We start from the raw sequence: 19,965 nt of genomic DNA on the forward strand, positions 1-19,965 counted from the left end.
AGCACAGCCCGCCGAAATGACGTTCGGCGGGCCTCCTCAGCCGACAGATAGTCGATCTTTTTTTACTTTGCAAGATACCTACCGGTTGGTATGATAGCACTATCATGGCCGGAACTCCCATGGCCCGGCGATCCCGGGAGTGATACTGATCTTCTCGAGCCGTCTCGGCGCGAAGCTTATCTCGAACACAGGTCATGCATTGGTAGATAGCCCCCGCAACAGAAAGAAACAGCCGGATGTCGTGCGACAGGCTCTCCTCGATTGCGCCACCAAGCTGGCGCTTGAGCATGGTCTCGCCGCAGTCAGCCTGCAGGCGGTCGCAAGTGCTGCCGGCGTGACCAAGGGAGGGTTGTTTCACCACTTCCCCAATAAGCAGGCGCTTATAGAGGCCGTGTTCGACGGCATGATGGAAAGCCTCGACCGTGAGATCAATGGAGAACTGGAAAAGGATAAGGGCGGCCACGGCACATTCACCCGCGCCTATGTCCGCACCCTGTTTGCCGACCGCGCCCTCAACAACAGCCCATGGTCAGCGCAAACGATGACCGTGCTCGCCGACCCCTACTCCAAAAGCCTCTGGCACAGATGGATGAATGACCGGCTGGTCAGGCACGCCGAAACAGACGTGGGAATGCGGCTCGAGATCGTTCGCCTGGCGGCAGACGGAGCATGGCTTGCCCATGTTCTGAGGCCTGACGACCATGCCGGTTCGGACGACACGGCGCTGTTGCAGGAATTAATCGAACTCACCGAAGGGTGACAAGCGATTGGCGCCTCATCCCGCGCCCGAGTATATCACCCGAGCGCGGGCATGGTCGGGCTAGGCAGCGCGCACGGCCGCCGTCGGTTTGACGTTCTGGTTCATCCGGAACAGATTGTTCGGATCGTAACGCCGCTTGGCCCCGGCAAGGCGAGCGTAGTTGCCGCCATACGCGGCTTCGACGCGATCACCCTCATCATCCGGCATGAAGTTGATATAGGCGGTTCCCACAGCATGCGGCTTGGTTGCCTCGAAGAGCTCGCGCGCCCAACCGGTGCAGCTTGCGTCCATCCCGGCCTCCCGCCAGCGCGCATGCACATTCATGACGAAATGCGAGCTGCGCTGCGGAAATGCGGTGGCCTCGGTCGGCACACGGCCGGCCGCGCCGCCGATATGGGCGATGAAGATCTCGCATTCCGGGCCGGGCAGCTTGCGCACGGCGTTGAGCAGCACGTCGATCGCCGCATCCGGAAGGGAGGCGAAATCCTGGCTCTTCCAGTAATTGCGCGCACCGGGCGTGAGCAACGGGTCGAATGCCTGCTGCCAGCCGGTGAACGGCACCGGACCGACGACGTCGGCAATCGGTTTTCCGATCGCCCGCAATCTGGCCGTCGCCTTTTCGCCCGCCGCGATGTCTCCGCAATAGCACATGGCCAGCACCATGATCTCCTTGCCGTGCCATTCGGCCGGAAGGAACGGCAGCGGCGGCGCCTGGCGCATCACCACCCAGCAGGTCAGTTCGTCAGGTGCCGTCTCCAGCGCCTGCCGGTACTCCTTGAGCACCGTTTCCGCATCAGCAAAGGGATGCACGACGAGCCCAGCAAGAACCTCCGTGTTGAGAGGGTTGAGTTTGAATTCGAAGGAGGTCACGACGCCGAAATTGCCGCCTCCGCCGCGCAACGCCCAGAAGAGATCAGGCTTTTCCGTCTCGCTCGCCTTGACCAACTCGCCGTCGGCCGTCACCACATCAACCGAAAGCAGATTGTCGATGGTCAGCCCGAATTTGCGGGTCAGCCAGCCGAAGCCGCCGCCGAGCGTGAGCCCGGCGATGCCGGTGGTGGAATTGATGCCGGTCGGCAGCGCCAGCCCGAAGGCCAGCGTTTCCTGATCGACATCGGCAAGCGTGGCGCCCGGCTCGACCCTGGCGCGCCGCGTCTGCGCATCGACCCGCACCGATTTCATCGCCGACAGGTCGATGACGACACCGCCCTCGCAGACGGCGTTGCCGGCAATGCCGTGGCCGCCGCCACGCACTGAAACGAGCAGATTATTGTCGCGTGCAAACCGCACCGCCCGCATAACATCGGCAGCACCGGCGCAGCGCGCGATAAGTCCGGGCCGGCGGTCGATCATCGCATTCCAGATCGTCCGCGCCTCGTTGTAATCCATGTCTTTACTGGTCAGGAGACTGCCGCGAAATCCGGCGGCAAAGGCATCGATGGCCACGTCATTGACCATCGTCTGCCCCCTTTGCAGGGTCGTGAGGTTCAAATTGTCCATGGTTTCCTCCATGCGACCGGCGCCCCGCACCGTCGCGGCCGGCATTTTGCGCTTGCTACGATCCTCAAACAAGTTTCGAAAAGGATTAGCCCTCGGCGGCAGCAAAGAAAGGAAGCGACTTCCTATTGAATTTTCATGGGAAATCGATGACTGCGGCGGCAATCCCTCACGCGGCGGAACAATCCCTAATCCCGCAGCCCCCGAGCAATGGCATCAATGATCGCGCCAACCCTGCCGGGCACGAACCGGCGTGACGGATGAATGGCGTGGATCGGCAGCACCAGTTTCCGCCAGCCGGCGAGAACTTCCACGAGCCTGCCGTCCGCTATGTCTTCCGCCACGAGATCCACCGGGACGTAGATGATGCCTGCCCCGGCGAGCGCTGCCATTCGCAGCGCCTCTCCGTTGTCGATCTCGATGTTGCCGCGAACCCCAACCGTGAAACTTTCACCGCCCTTTGTCTCGAACGGCCATTCGTCGCGGGGCACGAGATTGAGGTTGAGAATGCAGCGGCCGAGGCGAATATCCTCAGGCCTCTCCGGCACGGCAAATCTATCGAGATATACCGGAGAGGCGCAGCAGACGAAATGATAGCTGCCGACACGCCGCGCGATAAGCGACGAAGGCTTCAATTCGCCGATCCGGATCGCTAGATCATACCCTTCGGCCACGAGGTCGACATTGCGGTCGCTGAGATTGAGCTCGACCGAAAGTGCCGGATGCCGCTCCGCGAGTTCGGCCATGACAGGCGCAAGCCGCTTGATCCCCAGTGTCGTCGGAGCGCTTAGACGCAGGCGTCCCGACATGGCCTCGGCGTCAGGCCGGGAGATGTCGTTGAGTTCCTCCAACTCGTCGATGATTCTGTTTGCCTTGACGAGGAAGCGGGACCCGACCTCGGTCAGCCGCTGCGTACGCGTCGTGCGTTCGATCAGCTTGACCCCATACTCCTGCTCCAGCGCCTGGATGCGCCTGCCGACCATGGCAGGCGAAATGCCGAGCCGCTTCGCGGCGGCGGCGAAACTCCCCGATGTCGCGGCGGCAATGAGGGTCTGCAAGTTCAGAAGATCGGGCATTCGATACTTTTATGCATCTCTGTTATCGGGATCAATGCAATTAACGACGGAATATTTCGGATGTATCCCTGTGGCCATCACATCGGAAACAGGAGACAGAACGATGAAGACTGCAATTATCGGCATCGGAAACATGGGCAAGGGCCTGGCCTCACGCCTTGCCGGGAAGACTGACCTGATCGTCGCGGCACGTAACGATCAGGCCGCGCGCAGCCTTGCCGAAAGCCTCGGCGTTGAAAGCGCTACTATTGCGGAGGCGATCGCCGCCGCGGGGATCGTCATCCTCGCCGTTCCCTATGCCAGCGCTCTTGAGATCGCCGCCTCGCCGTCGCTCTCGGGCAAGATTGTCGTCGACATCAGCAATCCCCTGAAGCCCGATTTCTCCGGTCTGCTCTTCGGTCACGAAACCTCCGCCGCCGACAAAATCCAGAATGCCGCGACCGGCGCCAGGGTGGTCAAAGCTTTCAACACCATCTTCGCCGAGCTCTTCAACGCGTCCCACGATGCCACGGCCAAGGTGCCGGTATTTGTCGCCGGAAATGACGCAGACGCGGTGGAAAAGGTTTCCAGACTAGTCGTCGACGCAGGATTTGCCGTCGAAAAGACCGGAGGCCTCGACGCTGCCAGGCTCCTGGAGCCGCTCGGCATGCTCAATATCCGCCTCGGCTACGGGCTCGGCCGCGGAACCGCCATCGCCCCGGCCTGGATGAACATCGCCGCCTGAGGTCTCTCATCGATCGGCAGGAGCGACATCCCGTCCGTGAGGGCGGGATGTTTTTATTGCCCAGACAAAAACTCGCCAACTCCGCCATTTCCATACTGTCGTGCGTATCCGATTGATGTATGGAGGGAGCTCAAAAGACGTGCACGGAGGCGGCGATGGATCACCCGGAAAAATCGAAGACAGAAAAGAACCTGACGAGCGGCGATCTCGACGAACAGGCGCTTTTCTTCCACCGCTATCCCCGCCCCGGCAAGCTTGAGATCCAGGCGACAAAGCCGCTCGGCAACCAGCGCGACCTGGCGCTCGCTTATTCGCCCGGCGTTGCCGCCCCTTGCCTTGCCATCCGCGACAATCCCGAAATGGCGGCAGAATATACCTCGCGCGCCAATCTCGTCGCCGTTATCTCCAACGGCACCGCCGTGCTTGGCCTCGGCAATATCGGCCCGCTTGCCTCCAAACCGGTCATGGAGGGCAAGGCCGTGCTCTTCAAGAAATTCGCCGGCATCGACGTATTCGATATCGAGATCGATGCCCCAGGCGTCGACCAGATGGTCTCGACCATTGCCTCGCTGGAGCCGACCTTCGGTGGTATCAACCTCGAAGACATCAAGGCGCCGGAATGTTTCGAGGTCGAGCGGCGCCTGCGCGAGAAGATGAAGATCCCCGTCTTCCACGACGATCAGCACGGCACGGCGATCATCGTCGCCGCCGCGATCCTGAACGGGCTGGAACTCGCCGGCAAGAACATCGCCGACATCAAGATCGTCGCCTCCGGCGCCGGTGCTGCCGCCCTTGCCTGCCTCAACCTGCTGGTCATTCTCGGGGCAAAACGCGAAAACATCTGGGTCCACGATCTTGAAGGCCTCGTCTATGAGGGCCGTGTCGAGCTGATGGACGAATGGAAATCCATCTATGCCCAGAAGAGCGATACGCGCACGCTCGCCGAAAATATCGGCGGCGCCGACGTCTTCCTTGGCCTTTCGGCCGCCGGCGTGCTGAAGCCCGAGCTGCTGGCGCAGATGGCTGACAAGCCGCTGATCATGGCGCTCGCCAATCCGACGCCGGAGATCATGCCCGATCTCGCCCGCGCTGCCCGTCCCGACGCGATGATCTGCACCGGCCGCTCGGATTTCGCCAACCAGGTCAACAACGTCCTCTGCTTCCCCTATATCTTCCGCGGCGCGCTCGATTGCGGCGCCGAGACGATCAATGAGGAAATGAAGATGGCGGCCGTGCGCGCCATCGCAGCCCTTGCGCGCGAAGAGCCGTCCGACGTCGCCGCCCGCGCCTATTCCGGTGAGACCCCGGTCTTCGGCCCTGACTACCTCATCCCCTCGCCCTTCGATCCGCGCCTGATCCTGCGCATCGCACCTGCGGTCGCCAAGGCCGCCGAGCAGAGCGGCGTGGCGCGCCGCCCAATCCAGGATTTCGACGCCTATCTCGACCAGTTGAACCGCTTTGTCTTCCGCTCCGGCTTCGTCATGAAGCCGATCTTCACCGCCGCCAAGGCCGCCGAGCGCAAACGCGTCATCTTCTCCGAAGGCGAGGACGAGCGCGTGCTGCGCGCTGCCCAGGTGCTGCTCGAAGAAGGCCTTGCCGAACCCATCCTGATCGGACGCCCGCAAGTCATCGAGACGCGTCTGAAGCGCTACGGCCTGCGCATTCGGCCGCTGCAGGATTTCGAAGTCATCAATCCGGAAGACGATCCGCGCTTCCGCGAATATGTCGATCTCTATTTCTCCCTCGTCGGCCGCCGCGGCGTCATCCCGGAAGCCGCCCGCACGATCGTGCGCACCAACACCACCGTCATCGGCGCGCTGGCGCTGAGGCGCGGCGAGGCCGATGCTCTGATCTGCGGCCTCGAAGGCCGCTACGAGAAGCATCTGCGCGATGTTCGCCAGATCATCGGCAAGCGCAAGAATGTCCGCGATTTCTCAGCCCTCAGCCTGATGATCTCGCAGCGCGGCGCCACCTTCTTCACCGACACTTACGTCACCTTCAATCCGACCGCCGAGGAGGTCGCCGAGGCGACGGTGCTGGCGGCCGAAGAAATCCGCCGTTTCGGCCTCACGCCGCGCGCCGCCCTGGTTTCGCATTCCAACTTCGGCTCGCGTGAATCCGAAAGCGCCACGAAGATGCGCAACGCCCTGCAGCTCGTGCGCGAAGCCGCGCCCGACCTTGAGGTCGACGGTGAGATGCACGGCGAAAGCGCCATCACCGAAGCACTGCGCAAGCGCGTCATGCCGGACACCACCCTGCACGACGAAGCCAATCTTTTGGTCTTCCCGAACCTCGATGCCGCCAACATTACCCTCGGTGTGGTCAAGTCGATGACCGACGGCCTGCATGTCGGCCCGATCCTGCTCGGCACCGCCCTGCCCGCCCACATCCTCGCCCCCTCGGTCACCTCTCGCGGCGTCGTCAACATGGCGGCACTCGCCGTCGTCGAGGCATCGCAACCGGCCTGAGCCGGCTCAGACTGCTGACAAAGTCGGCCAACTCCTCGTCATGCTCGGGCTTGTCCCGAGCATCTGCAGCCGGTTGATATCAAGCAGATATCAGGCACCTCGTATCGACAGGCGTCCTTTATCCGCAAGCTCATCGGCGCGTTCGTTGCCGGCAATACCGGAATGGCCCTTGCACCAGGCAACGGTCACCAGGGCGTTCTGGGAGAGTTGAAGATCGACCGCTTTCCAGAGTTCCGCATTGGCGATCGTTCGGCTTCGGCCATTCCCGTTCGGACTGCCTTTCTTCCAGCCATTGTTCTTCCAAATATGTCGCCTGATGTTGCAGCCTTTGACGGCGTAGACGGAATCCGACCAGATGGTTGCAGCGTCGCCCGACGCTTCGCTATTGATCCATAGCGCCGCCTTGAGGACGGCGATCAATTCCATCGAATTATTGGCGGAATCTTCGATGCCACCGAAGCCGGATGCGATTTTCATGGCATCGCGATAGACGACAAAAGCCCATCCTCCTTGTGCGGAATCGGGCTCATGACAACCGTCCACGAAGATGTGAAGGCCGTGTTGCGCGTCCGGGATTCCGGCTGTCGTGGCAGGGGAGTGAAGCTCGTTGGAACTGCCTGTCATTGTCTCCGCCCTTCTCGCCTTGGGTGCCCGCCGCGCAGACCAGCGAGATCTCGGCCAAAGCAACCACTCACAGGGCTAATCGCCCTAAAACGCGACTCGCTTTCTGACGTCGTCGATCTGGCGTTGAAAATCGATGTCATAGGTGACGGATTCCCAGACGACATCGTCCTGCACTTTCGCGATATTGTCCCGACTGAACCTGCAGCTCAGTGAGTGCAAAAGCTCGGAAGCCTCCGAAACTTGTTCGGGGGACTTCTCATCGAGTCTAAACATGGCGGGATAAATACGCCCACACTCGCTCGCAGCCTTTGTATACGGCTGGCGGTTGTCGTCAAAAAAGTAAACAGCACGCGCATTGGGCGTCGACAGGTTACCGGCGAAGTTGATACCCCACTCAGATATTAGTCCATCTTTCCAATCGGCTAAATGCATCAGGCCATCTGTCCGCCCCAGCGGTTTCATCGCATACTTGATCGAATAAACTCGACTCTCACTGAGCGGGGACGTTAAAGCGAAATCATAGCGACGTTCTAAATGCAGAAGTTGGTCGTTGAAGATCAACGTAATCGTCTGAAGATACGGCTCCTTGGCGGACGCGAGCAGCTCGACATTTTGCCGATTGTTTAGCTTTCTTGTGCGGTCTGATCTCGTCCAAAGGGCATACTTCGACGCTGCGATCTCCTCAATCTGATCCGCCGACATGCCAAGCGCAAAGTCGTCTGAATGCAAAAGCTGCTCTATACTGAAGGCTACCTTGGGTTGTTCAGAATTGTTAGAATTCCCCGCAGAGTAGCATACGCAAATCGACGACACGAAAACGACGCACGTTAAGAGTAAGCATCGAAACAATTTTACGTCCTCTCCTTTATGCCGCGTCACATCTTGAGACAGTCGTACAAGATTGCTCGCGGGTACCGAGGGAGCGATACGGGCGGGCATTTTCATGAATGGAAATCCAGGCTGAAAAATTGGTAAGCCTCAGGATAATATCGGTTTGAACAGCATGCGCAATGGCCGCTCGTGGCGCAAAACTACCCCGACCTCCCCTAATGGAAGACTCCCCCGCATCCGCTGGATAAAATCCCGAAAATGCGCTAGTAATTGATCCAAGCTTATTAAGAGAAATACGCTAAGAGACAAAGCGCGGCGTATCGGCGCCGCGACTGACCGATCGACATTTTTCTCACCCCGGGACGACGCCGTGAAACGCCGAAACCTGTCTCTTGCCCTTCTCCTTGCCTTTGCGGCGCCCGCCGCCGCGCAGACCAGTGCGATCTGCGATGACCTGCGCGGCCGCCTTGCCGATCTGCCGCGATCGATCGGCAATAGCAACGGCCCGGAAGCACGCCAATATGCCAGCGCCTTGTCCGAGCAGAACCTCGAGCTGCGCAAAGTTCGCAACGAACTGCGCAGCAATGGCTGCACCTCAGGCAGCATGGTCGTAATCGGCGGCGAGAATACCGATTATTGCGCCGAACTCTCGCAGTCCGAAGCCCGCATGATCGACAATATCCGCTATCTCCAGGACCGCCGCAACGAACTGGCCGGCCAGAACGGTGCCGATGACGGCGCGCGCCGCGAACTGGTCGCGGCTCTCGACCGCAATGGCTGCAACAGCGAAAACTTCTATGCCCCGAGCGATCGCAGCGCCAACGAACCGGCTCCGAGCGTCGAAGAACAGGCGATGCGCACCGATACCTTCATTCCGCTCGGCGGCGGTGAAGAGGTCGATCCGCGCTACGGCGTGCCGCGGGCCGAGATGCTCTCACCGGTCAGCACCATGTGCGTGCGCAGCTGCGACGGCGGCTTCTTCCCGATCAGCTCGAACGCCACCTCGGCCGATTTCGGCCGCGACGCCCAGACCTGCGCCAAGATGTGCCCGGGCATCGAGACCGAACTGTTCTATCGTGACGTGACGAGCACCGAAGCCTCGAACATGATCTCGGTCGCAACGGGCACGCCCTACAGCGCCATGAAAAATGCCTTTGCCTACAAGAACCGCACGCCCGGGGAAAAGTCCGCCTGCGCCTGCAATCTCACCGCCTATTACGAGGAGATGCGCGGCAAGCAGGCGGTGAGCGAACCGCCGCAGCAGGGCTCGATCACCACCATCCGCACCAATCCCCCGGCGAAGGATGCGGCAGCGCAGATCGCACCGCAGCCGTCCGTTCCCGAGCGCCCCTACGATCCGGCGCAGAACCGCGTCCGTCAGGTCGGCCCGCAATTTCTGGCCGGTGATCAGGGCTCGATTGATCTCGCCAACCCGGCAACGTCAGGTCCGCAGCCGCAACAGCAGCAGTGATCGAACAGCTGGATGCGGTGGCCGAGCCATAGCGCCGTTGTGCCAGGGGGCATGAGATGACCGCGAGTCAGGTGAACGTGCGGCGGGAGGTGAATGCGGGTCGCTGGAGCATGGTCAGTAGGTCGTACGACCGCCGCTCAAGTCGAACGTCGATGCGGTCGTGAAGGAGTTCTCTTCGGAGAGCAGCCAGACGACCATCGAAGCGATCTCATGAAGTTCGGCAAAACGGTCGCGCGGAATGCGGACGCGCATATATTCGATAAACTCGGGTGTCAGCCCGTCCAATATGGGTGTCTTTGCGGTGGTCGGCGTTACCGCGTTCACGGCGATCCCTGTCTTTGCGAGTTCTTTGCCAAGAGACTTGGTGAAGCCCAGCACACCAGCTTTCGCTGCGCTGTAGGCGGCGATGTTCGGATTTCCTTCCTTGCCCGCAACCGAGGAAATGTTCACGATCCGCCCGTAGTCGCGCTTTAACATGACCGGAACGACGTGCCGGCAACAATTGAAGGTTCCCGTGAGGCAGACATCGACGACGTCTTTCCACTCGCTGACATCGTATTCGACCGCAGGTTTTGCCGGGCCGGTAATCCCGGCGGAATTGACGAGCCCGTCGATACGGCCAAAAATCTCCTCGGTCGCCGCCGCCGCATTTTCCACTGATACGGGATCTGCGACGTTGACGCCGAAAGCGACGGTGCCGGATCCGAGAGCGGAAGCGCTGTCCTTCGCCATGTTTTCGTTCAAGTCCCAGATGGCCACCTTGCCACCAGACTGGATGACGCGCTCTGCGATAGCATAGCCGATGCCGCGCGCACCGCCTGTGATCACGATGATGCGTTCCTTCAAGTCGATCATGTTCATTGGGCCGTTATCCTCCGATTGAGCCGCCGATAGCCGAATATCCAATTCCGGGACTTCGCCTTCAGCGTATCGATATGACGGTCAGGAATAAAGACATCTCGGCCTCGCACGGCGTCGGCGATACCGGTTTGCTCACCTTGACTGTCAATGGCGTGACTGTGCGATTGAGGCGATGCTCCACCGCACTGCCCTAGGCGTTCAGTCCCCATCCATCATGAAAGACGAGTTCCTCGAGCGGTAGCCGCTGCCGCCAGCCTTTGACGGAGAGTTCCGGCTCGTCATAGAGCCGGTCGACGAAACCGGCACAGAGCCAGGCGACCACCTCGATATGCTCGGGTATGCCGAGAATGCTCTTTAGATCGCCTTCGCGAAAAATGCTGACCCAACCGATGCCGACCCCTTCCGCCCGCGCCGCCAGCCAGAGATTCTGGATGGCGCAGACGGTCGAATATGAATCCATCTTCGGATTGTGGGTGCGCCCCAGCACCACGCTGCCACTACGCGTGGGATCGCAGGTCACGCATATGCCGAGCGGCGCCTCCACGATGCCTTCGAGCTTGAGGGCGCGGTAGGCCTGCCGCCGCTCGCCGGCAAACATCTGCGCCGCCTCCTCGTTGGCGCTCGCAAAGGCGTCCCGGACGCGCGCCCGCACAGTTGGGCTTTTCACCAGAATGAAATTCCACGGCTGCATGAAACCAACCGACGGCGCGTGATGCGCTGCCGTCAGCAACCGCTTCACGACATCGTCGGGCAAAGGGTCGGGGAGGAACTGACTGCGAACGTCACGCCGCGTCATGATCGCGTGATAGACGGCCTCGCGTTCGATCAAGGAAAAACCGGATGCCGCCGAAAGGGCATCCTCATCAAAGGGTCGCATCGTCAAATCCCAAACAACGCGACCGCCCCGCCGTCCGCGCGGATCGGTCTATCTTGCCAGGCCGGTCTTCTGACTCGGCGTCATCCGTCTGCCGCAGCCTTCCCGGCGAAAAGCCAGTGGCGTGATGAAGCGGCAGGCGTCGGCCTTACAGCGTTGGGCACGTTCCGGTCTTGCACCGGATTCCCGATTCTCCCGCCTTACCGGCGGGCACCTGACGGCGCATCTATTTCAGGAAACCGGCGCGGCGGCAAGCTGGACCCGATGTGGCGTTGAAGCCGCGTTCGGTTTGGCAGCGGCGCGATGTTCCCTGAACGCCGCAGCCAGCGTTCTGAGCGCCGAGCGCGATCTTGCATCCGTTAGTGTCGAATGCAGGACAATCTCCGACGAGGGCAGCGGCGGCAGGCTGAAGCGCTGACTCACTTCAATCGAGCCCACCGGCGCAAGACGGTGGGAGAATGCCGCGACCGCAAGTCCAGCCGACACCGCCGCCGTCATCACCAGCGAGCCCCCGCCGAGGAAAACCTCGTTCCACGCGATTCCTGCACCATCGAGCGCGTGGGTGGCGATGTTGTGGACGCCACAGGACGGTGACAGCGCAGCAAGACGCAGCGGCTCGCCGCGGCGATACTCGAACTGCGGTGCCGCGAACCACCCGAAATGCTCCGGCCCCAGCACCTCGCCGTCACGCCGGTCCTCCTCCCGGCGAATGATCGCCGCATCCAGCTCACCGCGATCGAATGCATCGAGCAACACTCGAGAATTGTCGAGCCGCACCTCGATCGTCAGCCCTGGATCGTGAGCGCTGAGACGCGCCAGAATCGTCGGAACCTCCGGCCCCGCCACATGCGCGGCTATGCCGAGCGTGAAGTGCCGGCTTGTCGAGGAAAGAGCTGCGACCGCACGATCATGAGCGCCGATGAAATCCCGCGCGGATTGAAGAAAGACCGCGCCCTGCGCCGACAGGCGCACCAAACGCGGGGTCCGCTCGATCAGCCTGTGGCCGAGCCGCTCCTCCAACCGCTTCAACTTGACGCTAATTGCGGCCTGGGTGCTGCCTAACGCCTCAGCGGCGCGGGTGAAGCTCTGCAGCTCGGCAATAGTCACGAACGCCCGGACCGCATCCACATCGAGCATCGTCATATCAATCATCCAAAATTGTTGTTTCTGAAATAGAAAATCATCCAATTCAGTTATGGTCAAGTGACGATTATGGTGGCTCCCGGCAGCGCATCGATTTCACCTGTCATCGGGATTTCGCCGTCGCTCATCCCGTGCTGAAAGGATAACCATGTCACCCGCTTCCATCATCTCATCCAGGCTGCAGGGCATCGTCGCCTTGGCAGCTGCTTGCCTTTCATCCCTGATGTTCGGCCTGGAGATCTCAAGCGTACCCGCGATATTGCCGACGCTGGAGGCGGTGCTGCATGCCGATTTCCAGCAACTTCAATGGATCATGAATGCCTATACGATCGCGGTGACAACGGTGCTTATGGCAACGGGCACGCTGGCCGACCGTTATGGCCGCAAGCGCGTCTTCCTGATCGGCATCATTGCCTTCGGCTTGACCTCGCTGATCTGCGGGCTCGCGGACAATGCATCCGTTCTGATCGTCGCCCGCTTCCTCCAGGGCATGAGTGGCGGCGCTATGCTGATCTGCCAGGTGGCCGTCCTCTCGCACCAGTTTCCAGAGGGGCGGCAGCGCAGCATGGCCTTCGGCTGGTGGGGGATTATCTTCGGCATCGGCTTGGGATTCGGGCCGCTCGTCGGCGTTATGATCGCGGCCTTGTCGACCTGGGAATGGGTGTTCCTGGTCCATGTTGTGCTGGCGGCCGTGACAGCCACGCTCGCCGTCTTCGGTGTCTGTGAATCGCGTGACCCCGAGGCGAAAAGCCTCGATATCGCGGGCATCGCCACCCTGTCGCTTTCCGTCTTCTGCCTTGCCTTCTACATCACCCAGGGGCCGGCCCTCGGTTTTGACAATACGACGGCACTTGCAGCCATCGGCCTTTCTGCCGCAAGTTTCATAGCCTTCATCGTTGCAGAGAAGATCAATTCGCGGCCGATGTTTGATGTCTCGGTCTTTCGCATCCGCGCCTTCTCCGGCGCCATAATCGGCTCGGTCGCGATGAATATCAGCTTTTGGCCCTTCATGATCTATCTGCCGATCTGGTTTCAGGCAGGCCTTGGTTATGGTAGTCTCGCCGCCGGTCTGTCGCTGCTCGCCTATACGCTTCCCACGCTCATCGTCCCGCCGCTGGCTGAGCGGCTATCGCTGCGCTATCGCCCCGGTCTCGTCATTCCAATCGGCCTGTTCACGATCGGCCTCGGTTTCCTGCTGATGCGGCTCGGAGCTGCCTCCGACGCGGCAAGCTGGCTGACCATGCTGCCCGGCGCATTGCTTTCCGGCCTCGGCCTCGGAATGACCAATACCCCCGTCACCAACACGACGACAGGTGCGGTCGCGCGCGACCGCGCCGGCATGGCATCGGGGATCGATATGAGCGCCCGGATGATCTCACTCGCGATCAACATCGCAGTGATGGGCTTCATCCTGGTCAGCGGCGTGTTCTCACATCTAGAAAACGTCCTGCCGGCGACGCTCGGCCCGGAACAACTGCGGGCTATGGCTGAACGCATCTCAGCCGGAAACATCGCCTCCCTCCCCGATCTGCCCGCCAACATCATCCGCGACGCGCTCGTCGAGGGATTCGGCTGGGTGATGCTCTACGGTGGCCTCGGTGCGTGGCTGCTGGCCACGGCCAGCTTCCTCGTCTTCGGCTCAGGAAAGATTCGCCGCTGCGCCGAAGATGAGGCATGCAATTCGACTGTGGTTTGAGGATGAGGCAGTGCTATGCTCTGGAGGTGAGAATGGAGCAAGACGTCACCGCGCACCCCCTCTATCCAGCAGCGAACAGACAGCCGCCCCGCGTCGGTTTGAAGCGGCTTGGCAAGCCTCTTCACCCCATCGTTCCTATGGCCTTATCGCCACCGAAGGCGTATGGACTGAGACAGTCCATCGCAGCATCCCGGTTGCCCGTGCCCCGCCTCACACCCATGATCCTTGCCGTCGCCCTGTTCATGGAACAGATGGATTCGACCGTGATCGCCACCAGCCTGCCGGCAATCGCCGCCGATATCGGCACCTCGCCGATCGCGCTGAAGCTCGCCGTCACCAGCTATCTCGTGGCGCTGGCGATCTTCATCCCGATCAGCGGCTGGATGTCCGATCGTTTCGGTGCGCGCAACATCTTCCGCATGGCGATCTTCGTCTTCATGATCGGCTCGATCGCCTGCGCCTTTTCAAACTCGATCACGGCCTTCGTCATCTCGCGCCTGATTCAGGGCGCCGGCGGCTCGATGATGACGCCGGTCAGCCGCTTGCTGCTGGTCCGGGGAACACCGCGCCACGAACTCGTCGATGCCATGGCCTGGCTCACCATTCCCGCTCTGATCGGCCCGATCATGGGTCCGCCGATCGGCGGCTTCCTCACCACCTACCTCACCTGGCACTGGATCTTCTGGATCAACGTCCCGATCGGCGTGCTCGGCATCATCCTCGTCACGCGTTTCCTGCCGGCCGTCGAGCCACGCAGTCCGCGGCCGATGGACTTCCCGGGCTTTTTCCTTTGCGGCATCGGCTTCTCTGGCTTCGTCTTCGGCGTGTCGGTGATCAGCCTGCCGGCCGTGCCCGTCATTTACGGTTATGTCACGGTTGCGATCGGCATCCTTGCCGGCCTCATCTACCTCCTCCATGCCCGCCGCGCGCCCTATCCGCTTCTCGATCCGAAGATGTTCCGTTATCCGATGTTCCGGGCGGCGATCCTCGGCGCCTCGAATTTCCGCATGGGGCTCGGCGCCTTGCCCTTCCTGATGCCATTGATGCTGCAGCTCGGCTTCGGCCTGACGCCGCTGCAATCGGGCTCTGTCACCTTCGTCAGCGCGCTCGGCTCCATGGGCTCGAAATTCGCCGCCGCGCGTACCTTCAATGCCTTCGGCTTCCGCACCGTCATATCAATCACGACCTTGCTGGCGGCGATCTTCCTCGGCATCAACGGCCTTTTCACCGCCGAAACGCCGCTGTTCCTGATCATGGCCTGCCTGCTGATCGGCGGCCTGTTCCGCTCCATGGCTTTTTCGGGCGTCAACGCCATGGCCTTCGGCGATGTCGACGACGCCGACAGCAGCCAGGCGACCGCGATCAATGCCGTTGCCCAGCGTATCTCCATGGCGATGGGCGTGGCGATCGCCGGCGGCATCCTCGAAATCTCCAGCAGCTTTCACGACGGTAGGCTGCTGGTCTCCGATTTCCACATCGCCTTCTTCAGCGTCTCGGCGATTTCGGCGCTGGCCTGCATCACCTTCCTGCGCCTGCCGCATGATGCCGGCGCGGAACTGACGGCGCGCGGTCGCAAGCGCAGGCATGCCGAGCCCGAAGAGGCCGTGGCGGAAAATAGCTGATTGAGACAGATCTGCCTGGCGCGATGGAAGCATTCCTCACCCGCCGGTTCGCAAGACTCGGCACCGGCAGGCGCCAGGGTGAAATGACCCACGTGTACCCCAACACCCCATTCTACTTTATGATTTATTCACACATCAAATACACACTGCGTTTGCGCGTTTTGGGTTGCTATCAGGACATGGGCATGAGGGCTCGTGATGTGACCGTCAGCGTCGATGCCCGTATTGATACGCCAGTCGGGAACATGTCCGACTGAGCCGCAATTCTAGGCCGCCGCGGAATGTTTCATTTTTTGAAAACGATGCCTCTGACCGCCAAGCTGGCGGCGATTATCGTTGCCGTCAACCTCTGCGGCATTTCCGCTTTCGCCACCTATACCTGGATGTACGAAACCCGGGCGTTGATCGATGGCGCGAAGGCGAACTGGTCCAAGGATGCCGAGCAATTTGCATCTCTGGCTGCGGGCGGCGTGAAATGGGGGAAGGCGAACGCCGTTCGAGAGGCTTATTCGCTCTACCGCGACGACCCCTCGCTCGATCTCGTGCAGTTTGCCGCATTCAACGCCGAACCTGCCGCCGTCGATACCTGGGCGCGCGATGGCGTCAGTGGTTTGCCCGCACCAGCCGATCTGGCGAAGAGCCTCACCGCGAAACCGGAAAAGACGACCATCGATGACGGTAGAATATCTGCCGGCGTCGTGACGATCATCGCGCCGCTCCCGCTGGATAAGTCGGGCAAGGCCACCGGTTACATCGTCACGAACTGGTCCGTCGAAAAAATCGCTTCCGAAGTCAGGCAGAAAGTTCTCATTTCGCTGCTCACGCAGTCCGCGATCACCGCCATGGCCGTCGTTGCCTTCCTTCTCGCCATGCGCAACCTGGTCGGCCGACCCATCAGGGTGATCAGCGAACGAATCAGCGCGTTGCAGAAAGGCGATCTGGTCTCTCCCGTTACCTACAGGGAAAATGGCGACGAGATCGGCTTTCTGGCGCGCGCATTGGAAGTTTTCCGTCACGAGGCGATTGCGAAGGTCGAGAGAGAGCAGGCGGCTGCCGAGCAGAGTGCCTCGCTCGACGCCGAGCGGGCGCGCAACGCAATGTTGACAGAAGAGGCCAGCAACACGCAGCGGCTGGTGATGCACGCTCTTGAAAATGCCTTGGAACAGCTCGCCGCTGGCGACTTCTCGATACATCTGGCCGATGTCGGTCCTGAATTCGATAAGTTGCGGCAGGACTTCAACAACATGGTCGATGCGGTCGCAGCCGCCCTGACAGAGATCAAGACCGCCTCCGTGGCTGTCGAAACTGGCTCGAGCGAGCTGGCGACCTCCGCGGATCAGCTCGCAAGACGCACAGAGCAACAGGCAGCCGCATTGGAAGAAACCGCCGCCGCACTGGATGAGGTGACCACCACGGTCAGAACATCGTCGCAACGGGCTGAAAATGCCGGGCAGCTGGTCGAGGAGACAAAACGGAGCGCCCATGTGTCGGCGACGGTGGTGCGCGATGCGATCGGGGCGATGGACCGGATCCAAACCTCGTCGAGCCAGATCGGCCGCATCATCGGCGTCATCGACGAGATTGCCTTCCAGACGAACCTGCTGGCGCTGAATGCCGGCGTCGAGGCCGCGCGCGCCGGCGAGGCCGGCAAGGGTTTTGCGGTCGTTGCGCAGGAAGTGCGTGAACTCGCCCAGCGGTCGGCAAATGCCGCAAAGGAAATCAAGAACCTGATCAACGTATCCGGCCAGGAAGTTGCCGCGGGCGTCGGGCTGGTGAACGAAACCGGTGACGCACTCCTGAAGATCGAGGAGCAGATCAACCGCATCAGCGACAGTATAGCTTCCATCGTCCAATCCTATCGCGAACAGGCGACGGGCCTGCAGGAAATCAATAGCGCGATCAACCAGATGGATCAGACGACACAGCAGAACGCGGCAATGGTCGAGGAAACCAACGCGGCCTGCCACGAACTGCTGTCGCAAGGACGCCTTCTACAGGACTCGGCCGGCAGGTTCGTCGTCAGTGCGTCTACCGCCAGCCAGCCCAAACCCGTTCAAGCCGCCCGCCAAGCTCGTCCTGAGCCCAGAGCCTTCGCGCAGCGTCATACAGGAAATGCCGCCGTTGCCGCTGCTCCCGGTGCCTGGGAGGAGTTCTGACGTCGTCTGCATCCGATAAGCCTTAGTTCTCAGCAACCTATAATCAGGAAGGAAACGCTTATGAAGAAAATCGTGCCCGCATTTCTTTTGGCCTGCACGGCATTTGCCATGCCCATGGGCGTATCCATGGCGCAAGATGCCAAGCTTGCCCCGATCTCCGACTACGTGACGAGCGACGTCAAGCCCTGGCTCAACGACCCAGCCATCATCGAGGCTGTCAAGGCGCAGAACACTGCCAACGCCAATCTCAGCGCGGCTGAGGTTGACGCCCTCGACAAGAAGTGGCGTGCCGAAGTCGATGGCTCAGACCACTCGATGATCGACGGCGTGCTCAACAATGCACTGTCGAAATTCCTTCAGGGAAAGAAGGAGGCTTCCGGCGGCAAGATCACGGAAATCTTCGTCATGGATGCAAAAGGCCTGAATGTCGGTCAAAGCGACACTACATCCGACTACTGGCAGGGCGACGAGGGCAAATTCCAGAAGTCCTTCGGCGCCGGCAAGGACGCCGTCTTCGTCGATGAGATCGAAAAGGATGAGTCGACCCAGACGCTGCAGTCGCAGGCAAGCGTCACGATTTCCGACGACAAGGGAACGCCGATCGGCGCCATCACCGTCGGCGTGAACGTCGACGCCCTCTGATCTCGGCTTCTCCTTCATATCGCCCTGAAGCCCAGCGCTTTCGGGCGATATGCTTTCTGCTCCCTGCGGGAAGGGTACCGCGCCCTGGTTTTTAAGCCGCAAATTCTGCGTGACAAAATGCTGCCGCGACGATACACACGCCCGATGTCGACCACTTCGATCTACGCCTCGCGATTTTATTGGTACCGCTGCTCCCAGCGGATGCGGGTCTATGCGTAACTGAAGTCGACGCGACGACAACCCGAACAGCCGCTAGTCTACCTGGCGGCTTTTTTGTTCCGCACGGTATGACCAAACAGGAGCCATACCGTGTCCGATACCATTGACGATCTCCGCATCCTCGAGATCACACCGCTGACCAAACCCGCTGATATCATCGCGGAAATCCCCCGAACCGTTGCCGTCAGCGAGACGGTAACCAGCAACCGCCATGCGATCCATAAGATTCTCGAGGGAGAAGACGACCGCCTGATCGTCGTCATCGGCCCTTGCTCCATCCATGATCCTGCTGCGGCACGCGAATATGCCGAGCGACTGGCGGAACAGCGGCAGCGCTTCTCCAGCGATCTCGAAATCGTCATGCGCGTCTATTTCGAAAAGCCTCGCACCACGGTCGGCTGGAAGGGCTTAATGAACGACCCGCATCTCGATGGCAGCTACCGCATCGAGGAGGGGCTTCGGATTGCCAGGCGCCTGCTGCTCGACGTCAATGCCATGGGGCTGCCCGCCGGCGTCGAATTCCTCGAGACGATCACGCCGCAATACATTGCCGACCTCGTCAGTTGGGGCGCGATCGGCGCCCGCACGACGGAAAGCCAGATCCATCGCCAGCTCGCTTCCGGCCTCTCCTGCCCGATCGGCTTCAAGAACGGCACTGACGGCGGCGTCCGTGTCGCGCTCGACGCCATCCTGGCCGCCTCGCAGCCGCATCATTTCCCCGCCGTCACCAAGGACGGGCAAGCCGCCATTGCCTCGACGAAGGGCAATGAGGACTGCCACATCATCCTGCGTGGCGGCAAACAGCCGAACTATGAAGCAGCCGATGTCGAAGCTGTCGTGGGCGAAGCCGTCAAACTGGGTGTGACCCCACGCATCCTGATCGATGCCAGCCATGCCAACAGCAGCAAGGATCCGATGAACCAGCCGCGCGTCGTCAAATCCGTGGCCTCGCAGATCGCCGCCGGCAACCGCCACATCAAGGGCATGATGATCGAGAGCAACCTCGTCGCCGGCCGCCAGGATCTCGTGCCCGGCAAACCGCTGGTCTACGGCCAGTCCATCACCGACGGCTGCATCGACTGGGACATGTCGGTCGACGTGCTCGATAATCTGGCCCACGCCGTCCGCGATCGTCGCAAGGCCGCCGTCGCGGCCTGAGCGGCACTATCAAGCGCGGCGGGCAGATATCCCGCCGCCCAACAGGGCGGTGGGGGCCAACCCCGGTTATCTCATGGGTACGTCTACCGGATACGGCTTCATAACTCACGCCCGGATGATCGATCCAAGTTCCGATTTGAAAA

The 19,965-nt window shown here is 61.1% G+C and carries 16 protein-coding genes and 1 riboswitch; of the genes, 9 read left to right on the plus strand and 7 right to left on the minus strand.

Features of this window, described 5'->3' with window-relative positions:
* Positions 1-199 precede the first annotated feature (199 nt).
* The gene (locus AC245Y_RS11595) at positions 200-760 is read left to right on the plus strand and encodes a TetR/AcrR family transcriptional regulator (RefSeq protein WP_026157371.1); all 561 of its coding nucleotides are present in this window, start codon (positions 200-202) and stop codon (positions 758-760) included.
* Positions 761-820: 60 nt separating this feature from the next.
* Here AC245Y_RS11595 and AC245Y_RS11600 read toward each other — a convergent pair whose 3' ends face one another.
* Both AC245Y_RS11600 and AC245Y_RS11605 read right to left on the minus strand, forming a co-directional pair.
* Positions 821-2,260, minus strand: coding sequence for an FAD-binding oxidoreductase (locus AC245Y_RS11600; protein WP_026157372.1), 1,440 nt, complete (start codon positions 2,258-2,260; stop codon positions 821-823).
* A 185-nt stretch (positions 2,261-2,445) separates the two neighbouring features.
* Complete coding sequence (locus AC245Y_RS11605) at positions 2,446-3,333, minus strand: LysR family transcriptional regulator (protein WP_017994244.1); 888 nt, start codon at positions 3,331-3,333, stop codon at positions 2,446-2,448.
* Positions 3,334-3,436: 103 nt separating this feature from the next.
* Here AC245Y_RS11605 and AC245Y_RS11610 point away from each other — a divergent pair, with 103 nt between their 5' ends.
* Both AC245Y_RS11610 and AC245Y_RS11615 read left to right on the plus strand, forming a co-directional pair.
* Entirely contained in the window at positions 3,437-4,057 is a 621-nt protein-coding gene (locus AC245Y_RS11610) for an NADPH-dependent F420 reductase (RefSeq protein ID WP_017994245.1), read from the plus strand.
* Positions 4,058-4,212: 155 nt separating this feature from the next.
* The gene (locus AC245Y_RS11615) at positions 4,213-6,525 is read left to right on the plus strand and encodes an NADP-dependent malic enzyme (RefSeq protein WP_017994246.1); all 2,313 of its coding nucleotides are present in this window, start codon (positions 4,213-4,215) and stop codon (positions 6,523-6,525) included.
* Positions 6,526-6,615: 90 nt separating this feature from the next.
* Here AC245Y_RS11615 and AC245Y_RS11620 read toward each other — a convergent pair whose 3' ends face one another.
* Together AC245Y_RS11620 and AC245Y_RS11625 are read right to left on the minus strand one after the other, a co-directional pair.
* Positions 6,616-7,149, minus strand: a complete 534-nt coding sequence (locus AC245Y_RS11620; RefSeq protein WP_017994247.1) for a ribonuclease H family protein — start codon at positions 7,147-7,149, stop codon at positions 6,616-6,618.
* Between the two features lie 84 nt (positions 7,150-7,233).
* Positions 7,234-7,878, minus strand: a complete 645-nt coding sequence (locus AC245Y_RS11625) for a hypothetical protein (RefSeq protein ID WP_032996383.1) — start codon at positions 7,876-7,878, stop codon at positions 7,234-7,236.
* A 472-nt stretch (positions 7,879-8,350) separates the two neighbouring features.
* Between AC245Y_RS11625 and AC245Y_RS11630 the strand changes: the two genes are divergently transcribed.
* On the plus strand, positions 8,351-9,451 hold the full coding sequence (locus tag AC245Y_RS11630) for a DUF2865 domain-containing protein (RefSeq protein ID WP_017994249.1): 1,101 nt from the start codon (positions 8,351-8,353) through the stop codon (positions 9,449-9,451).
* Positions 9,452-9,565: 114 nt separating this feature from the next.
* Here the strand turns inward: AC245Y_RS11630 and AC245Y_RS11635 are convergent, their stop codons facing one another.
* The 3 genes from AC245Y_RS11635 to AC245Y_RS11645 form a co-directional block, all read right to left on the minus strand.
* On the minus strand, positions 9,566-10,312 hold the full coding sequence (locus AC245Y_RS11635) for an SDR family NAD(P)-dependent oxidoreductase (RefSeq protein ID WP_017994250.1): 747 nt from the start codon (positions 10,310-10,312) through the stop codon (positions 9,566-9,568).
* Positions 10,313-10,502: 190 nt separating this feature from the next.
* A complete protein-coding gene (bluB, locus tag AC245Y_RS11640; protein ID WP_017994251.1) occupies positions 10,503-11,189 on the minus strand; it encodes a 5,6-dimethylbenzimidazole synthase in 687 nt (228 codons plus the stop codon).
* 42 nt (positions 11,190-11,231) lie between these two features.
* A riboswitch (cobalamin riboswitch) is annotated at positions 11,232-11,419 on the minus strand.
* Positions 11,418-12,329 (minus strand): LysR family transcriptional regulator, encoded by a 912-nt coding sequence (locus AC245Y_RS11645; protein WP_162770403.1) that lies wholly within the window; start codon positions 12,327-12,329, stop codon positions 11,418-11,420. (Overlaps the previous riboswitch by 2 nt.)
* 148 nt (positions 12,330-12,477) lie before the next feature.
* Here AC245Y_RS11645 and AC245Y_RS11650 point away from each other — a divergent pair, with 148 nt between their 5' ends.
* The 5 genes from AC245Y_RS11650 (at position 12,478) to AC245Y_RS11670 (ending at position 19,822) form a co-directional block, all read left to right on the plus strand.
* Complete coding sequence (locus tag AC245Y_RS11650; protein ID WP_017994253.1) at positions 12,478-14,025, plus strand: MFS transporter; 1,548 nt, start codon at positions 12,478-12,480, stop codon at positions 14,023-14,025.
* Positions 14,026-14,243: 218 nt separating this feature from the next.
* Positions 14,244-15,647 (plus strand): MFS transporter, encoded by a 1,404-nt coding sequence (locus AC245Y_RS11655; RefSeq protein WP_017994254.1) that lies wholly within the window; start codon positions 14,244-14,246, stop codon positions 15,645-15,647.
* 281 nt (positions 15,648-15,928) lie between these two features.
* Positions 15,929-17,803 carry a methyl-accepting chemotaxis protein gene (locus AC245Y_RS11660; RefSeq protein ID WP_017994256.1) on the plus strand — a complete coding sequence of 625 codons (1,875 nt, stop codon included), beginning with the start codon at positions 15,929-15,931 and terminating at the stop codon, positions 17,801-17,803.
* A 60-nt stretch (positions 17,804-17,863) separates the two neighbouring features.
* Positions 17,864-18,445: a hypothetical protein gene (locus tag AC245Y_RS11665; protein WP_017994257.1), complete on the plus strand. Its 582-nt coding sequence runs from the start codon at positions 17,864-17,866 to the stop codon at positions 18,443-18,445.
* 309 nt (positions 18,446-18,754) lie between these two features.
* On the plus strand, positions 18,755-19,822 hold the full coding sequence (locus AC245Y_RS11670) for a 3-deoxy-7-phosphoheptulonate synthase (protein WP_017994258.1): 1,068 nt from the start codon (positions 18,755-18,757) through the stop codon (positions 19,820-19,822).
* The last annotated feature ends 143 nt before the right edge of the window (positions 19,823-19,965 follow it).

The organism is Rhizobium sp. SRDI943, assembly GCF_057653695.1.

Excerpts from the sequence above, each read along its gene's own strand:
- AC245Y_RS11635 (WP_017994250.1), bottom strand. The coding sequence starts at position 10,312 with ATGAACATGATCGACTTGAAGGAACGCATCATCGTGATCACAGGCGGT.
- AC245Y_RS11615 (WP_017994246.1), top strand. The coding sequence starts at position 4,213 with ATGGATCACCCGGAAAAATCGAAGACAGAAAAGAACCTGACGAGCGGC.
- AC245Y_RS11645 (WP_162770403.1), bottom strand. The coding sequence starts at position 12,329 with ATGACGATGCTCGATGTGGATGCGGTCCGGGCGTTCGTGACTATTGCC.
- AC245Y_RS11605 (WP_017994244.1), bottom strand. The coding sequence starts at position 3,333 with ATGCCCGATCTTCTGAACTTGCAGACCCTCATTGCCGCCGCGACATCG.
- AC245Y_RS11655 (WP_017994254.1), top strand. The coding sequence starts at position 14,244 with ATGATCCTTGCCGTCGCCCTGTTCATGGAACAGATGGATTCGACCGTG.
- bluB (WP_017994251.1), bottom strand. The coding sequence starts at position 11,189 with ATGCGACCCTTTGATGAGGATGCCCTTTCGGCGGCATCCGGTTTTTCC.
- AC245Y_RS11650 (WP_017994253.1), top strand. The coding sequence starts at position 12,478 with ATGTCACCCGCTTCCATCATCTCATCCAGGCTGCAGGGCATCGTCGCC.
- AC245Y_RS11610 (WP_017994245.1), top strand. The coding sequence starts at position 3,437 with ATGAAGACTGCAATTATCGGCATCGGAAACATGGGCAAGGGCCTGGCC.
- AC245Y_RS11600 (WP_026157372.1), bottom strand. The coding sequence starts at position 2,260 with ATGGACAATTTGAACCTCACGACCCTGCAAAGGGGGCAGACGATGGTC.
- AC245Y_RS11620 (WP_017994247.1), bottom strand. The coding sequence starts at position 7,149 with ATGACAGGCAGTTCCAACGAGCTTCACTCCCCTGCCACGACAGCCGGA.
- AC245Y_RS11660 (WP_017994256.1), top strand. The coding sequence starts at position 15,929 with ATGTTTCATTTTTTGAAAACGATGCCTCTGACCGCCAAGCTGGCGGCG.
- AC245Y_RS11665 (WP_017994257.1), top strand. The coding sequence starts at position 17,864 with ATGAAGAAAATCGTGCCCGCATTTCTTTTGGCCTGCACGGCATTTGCC.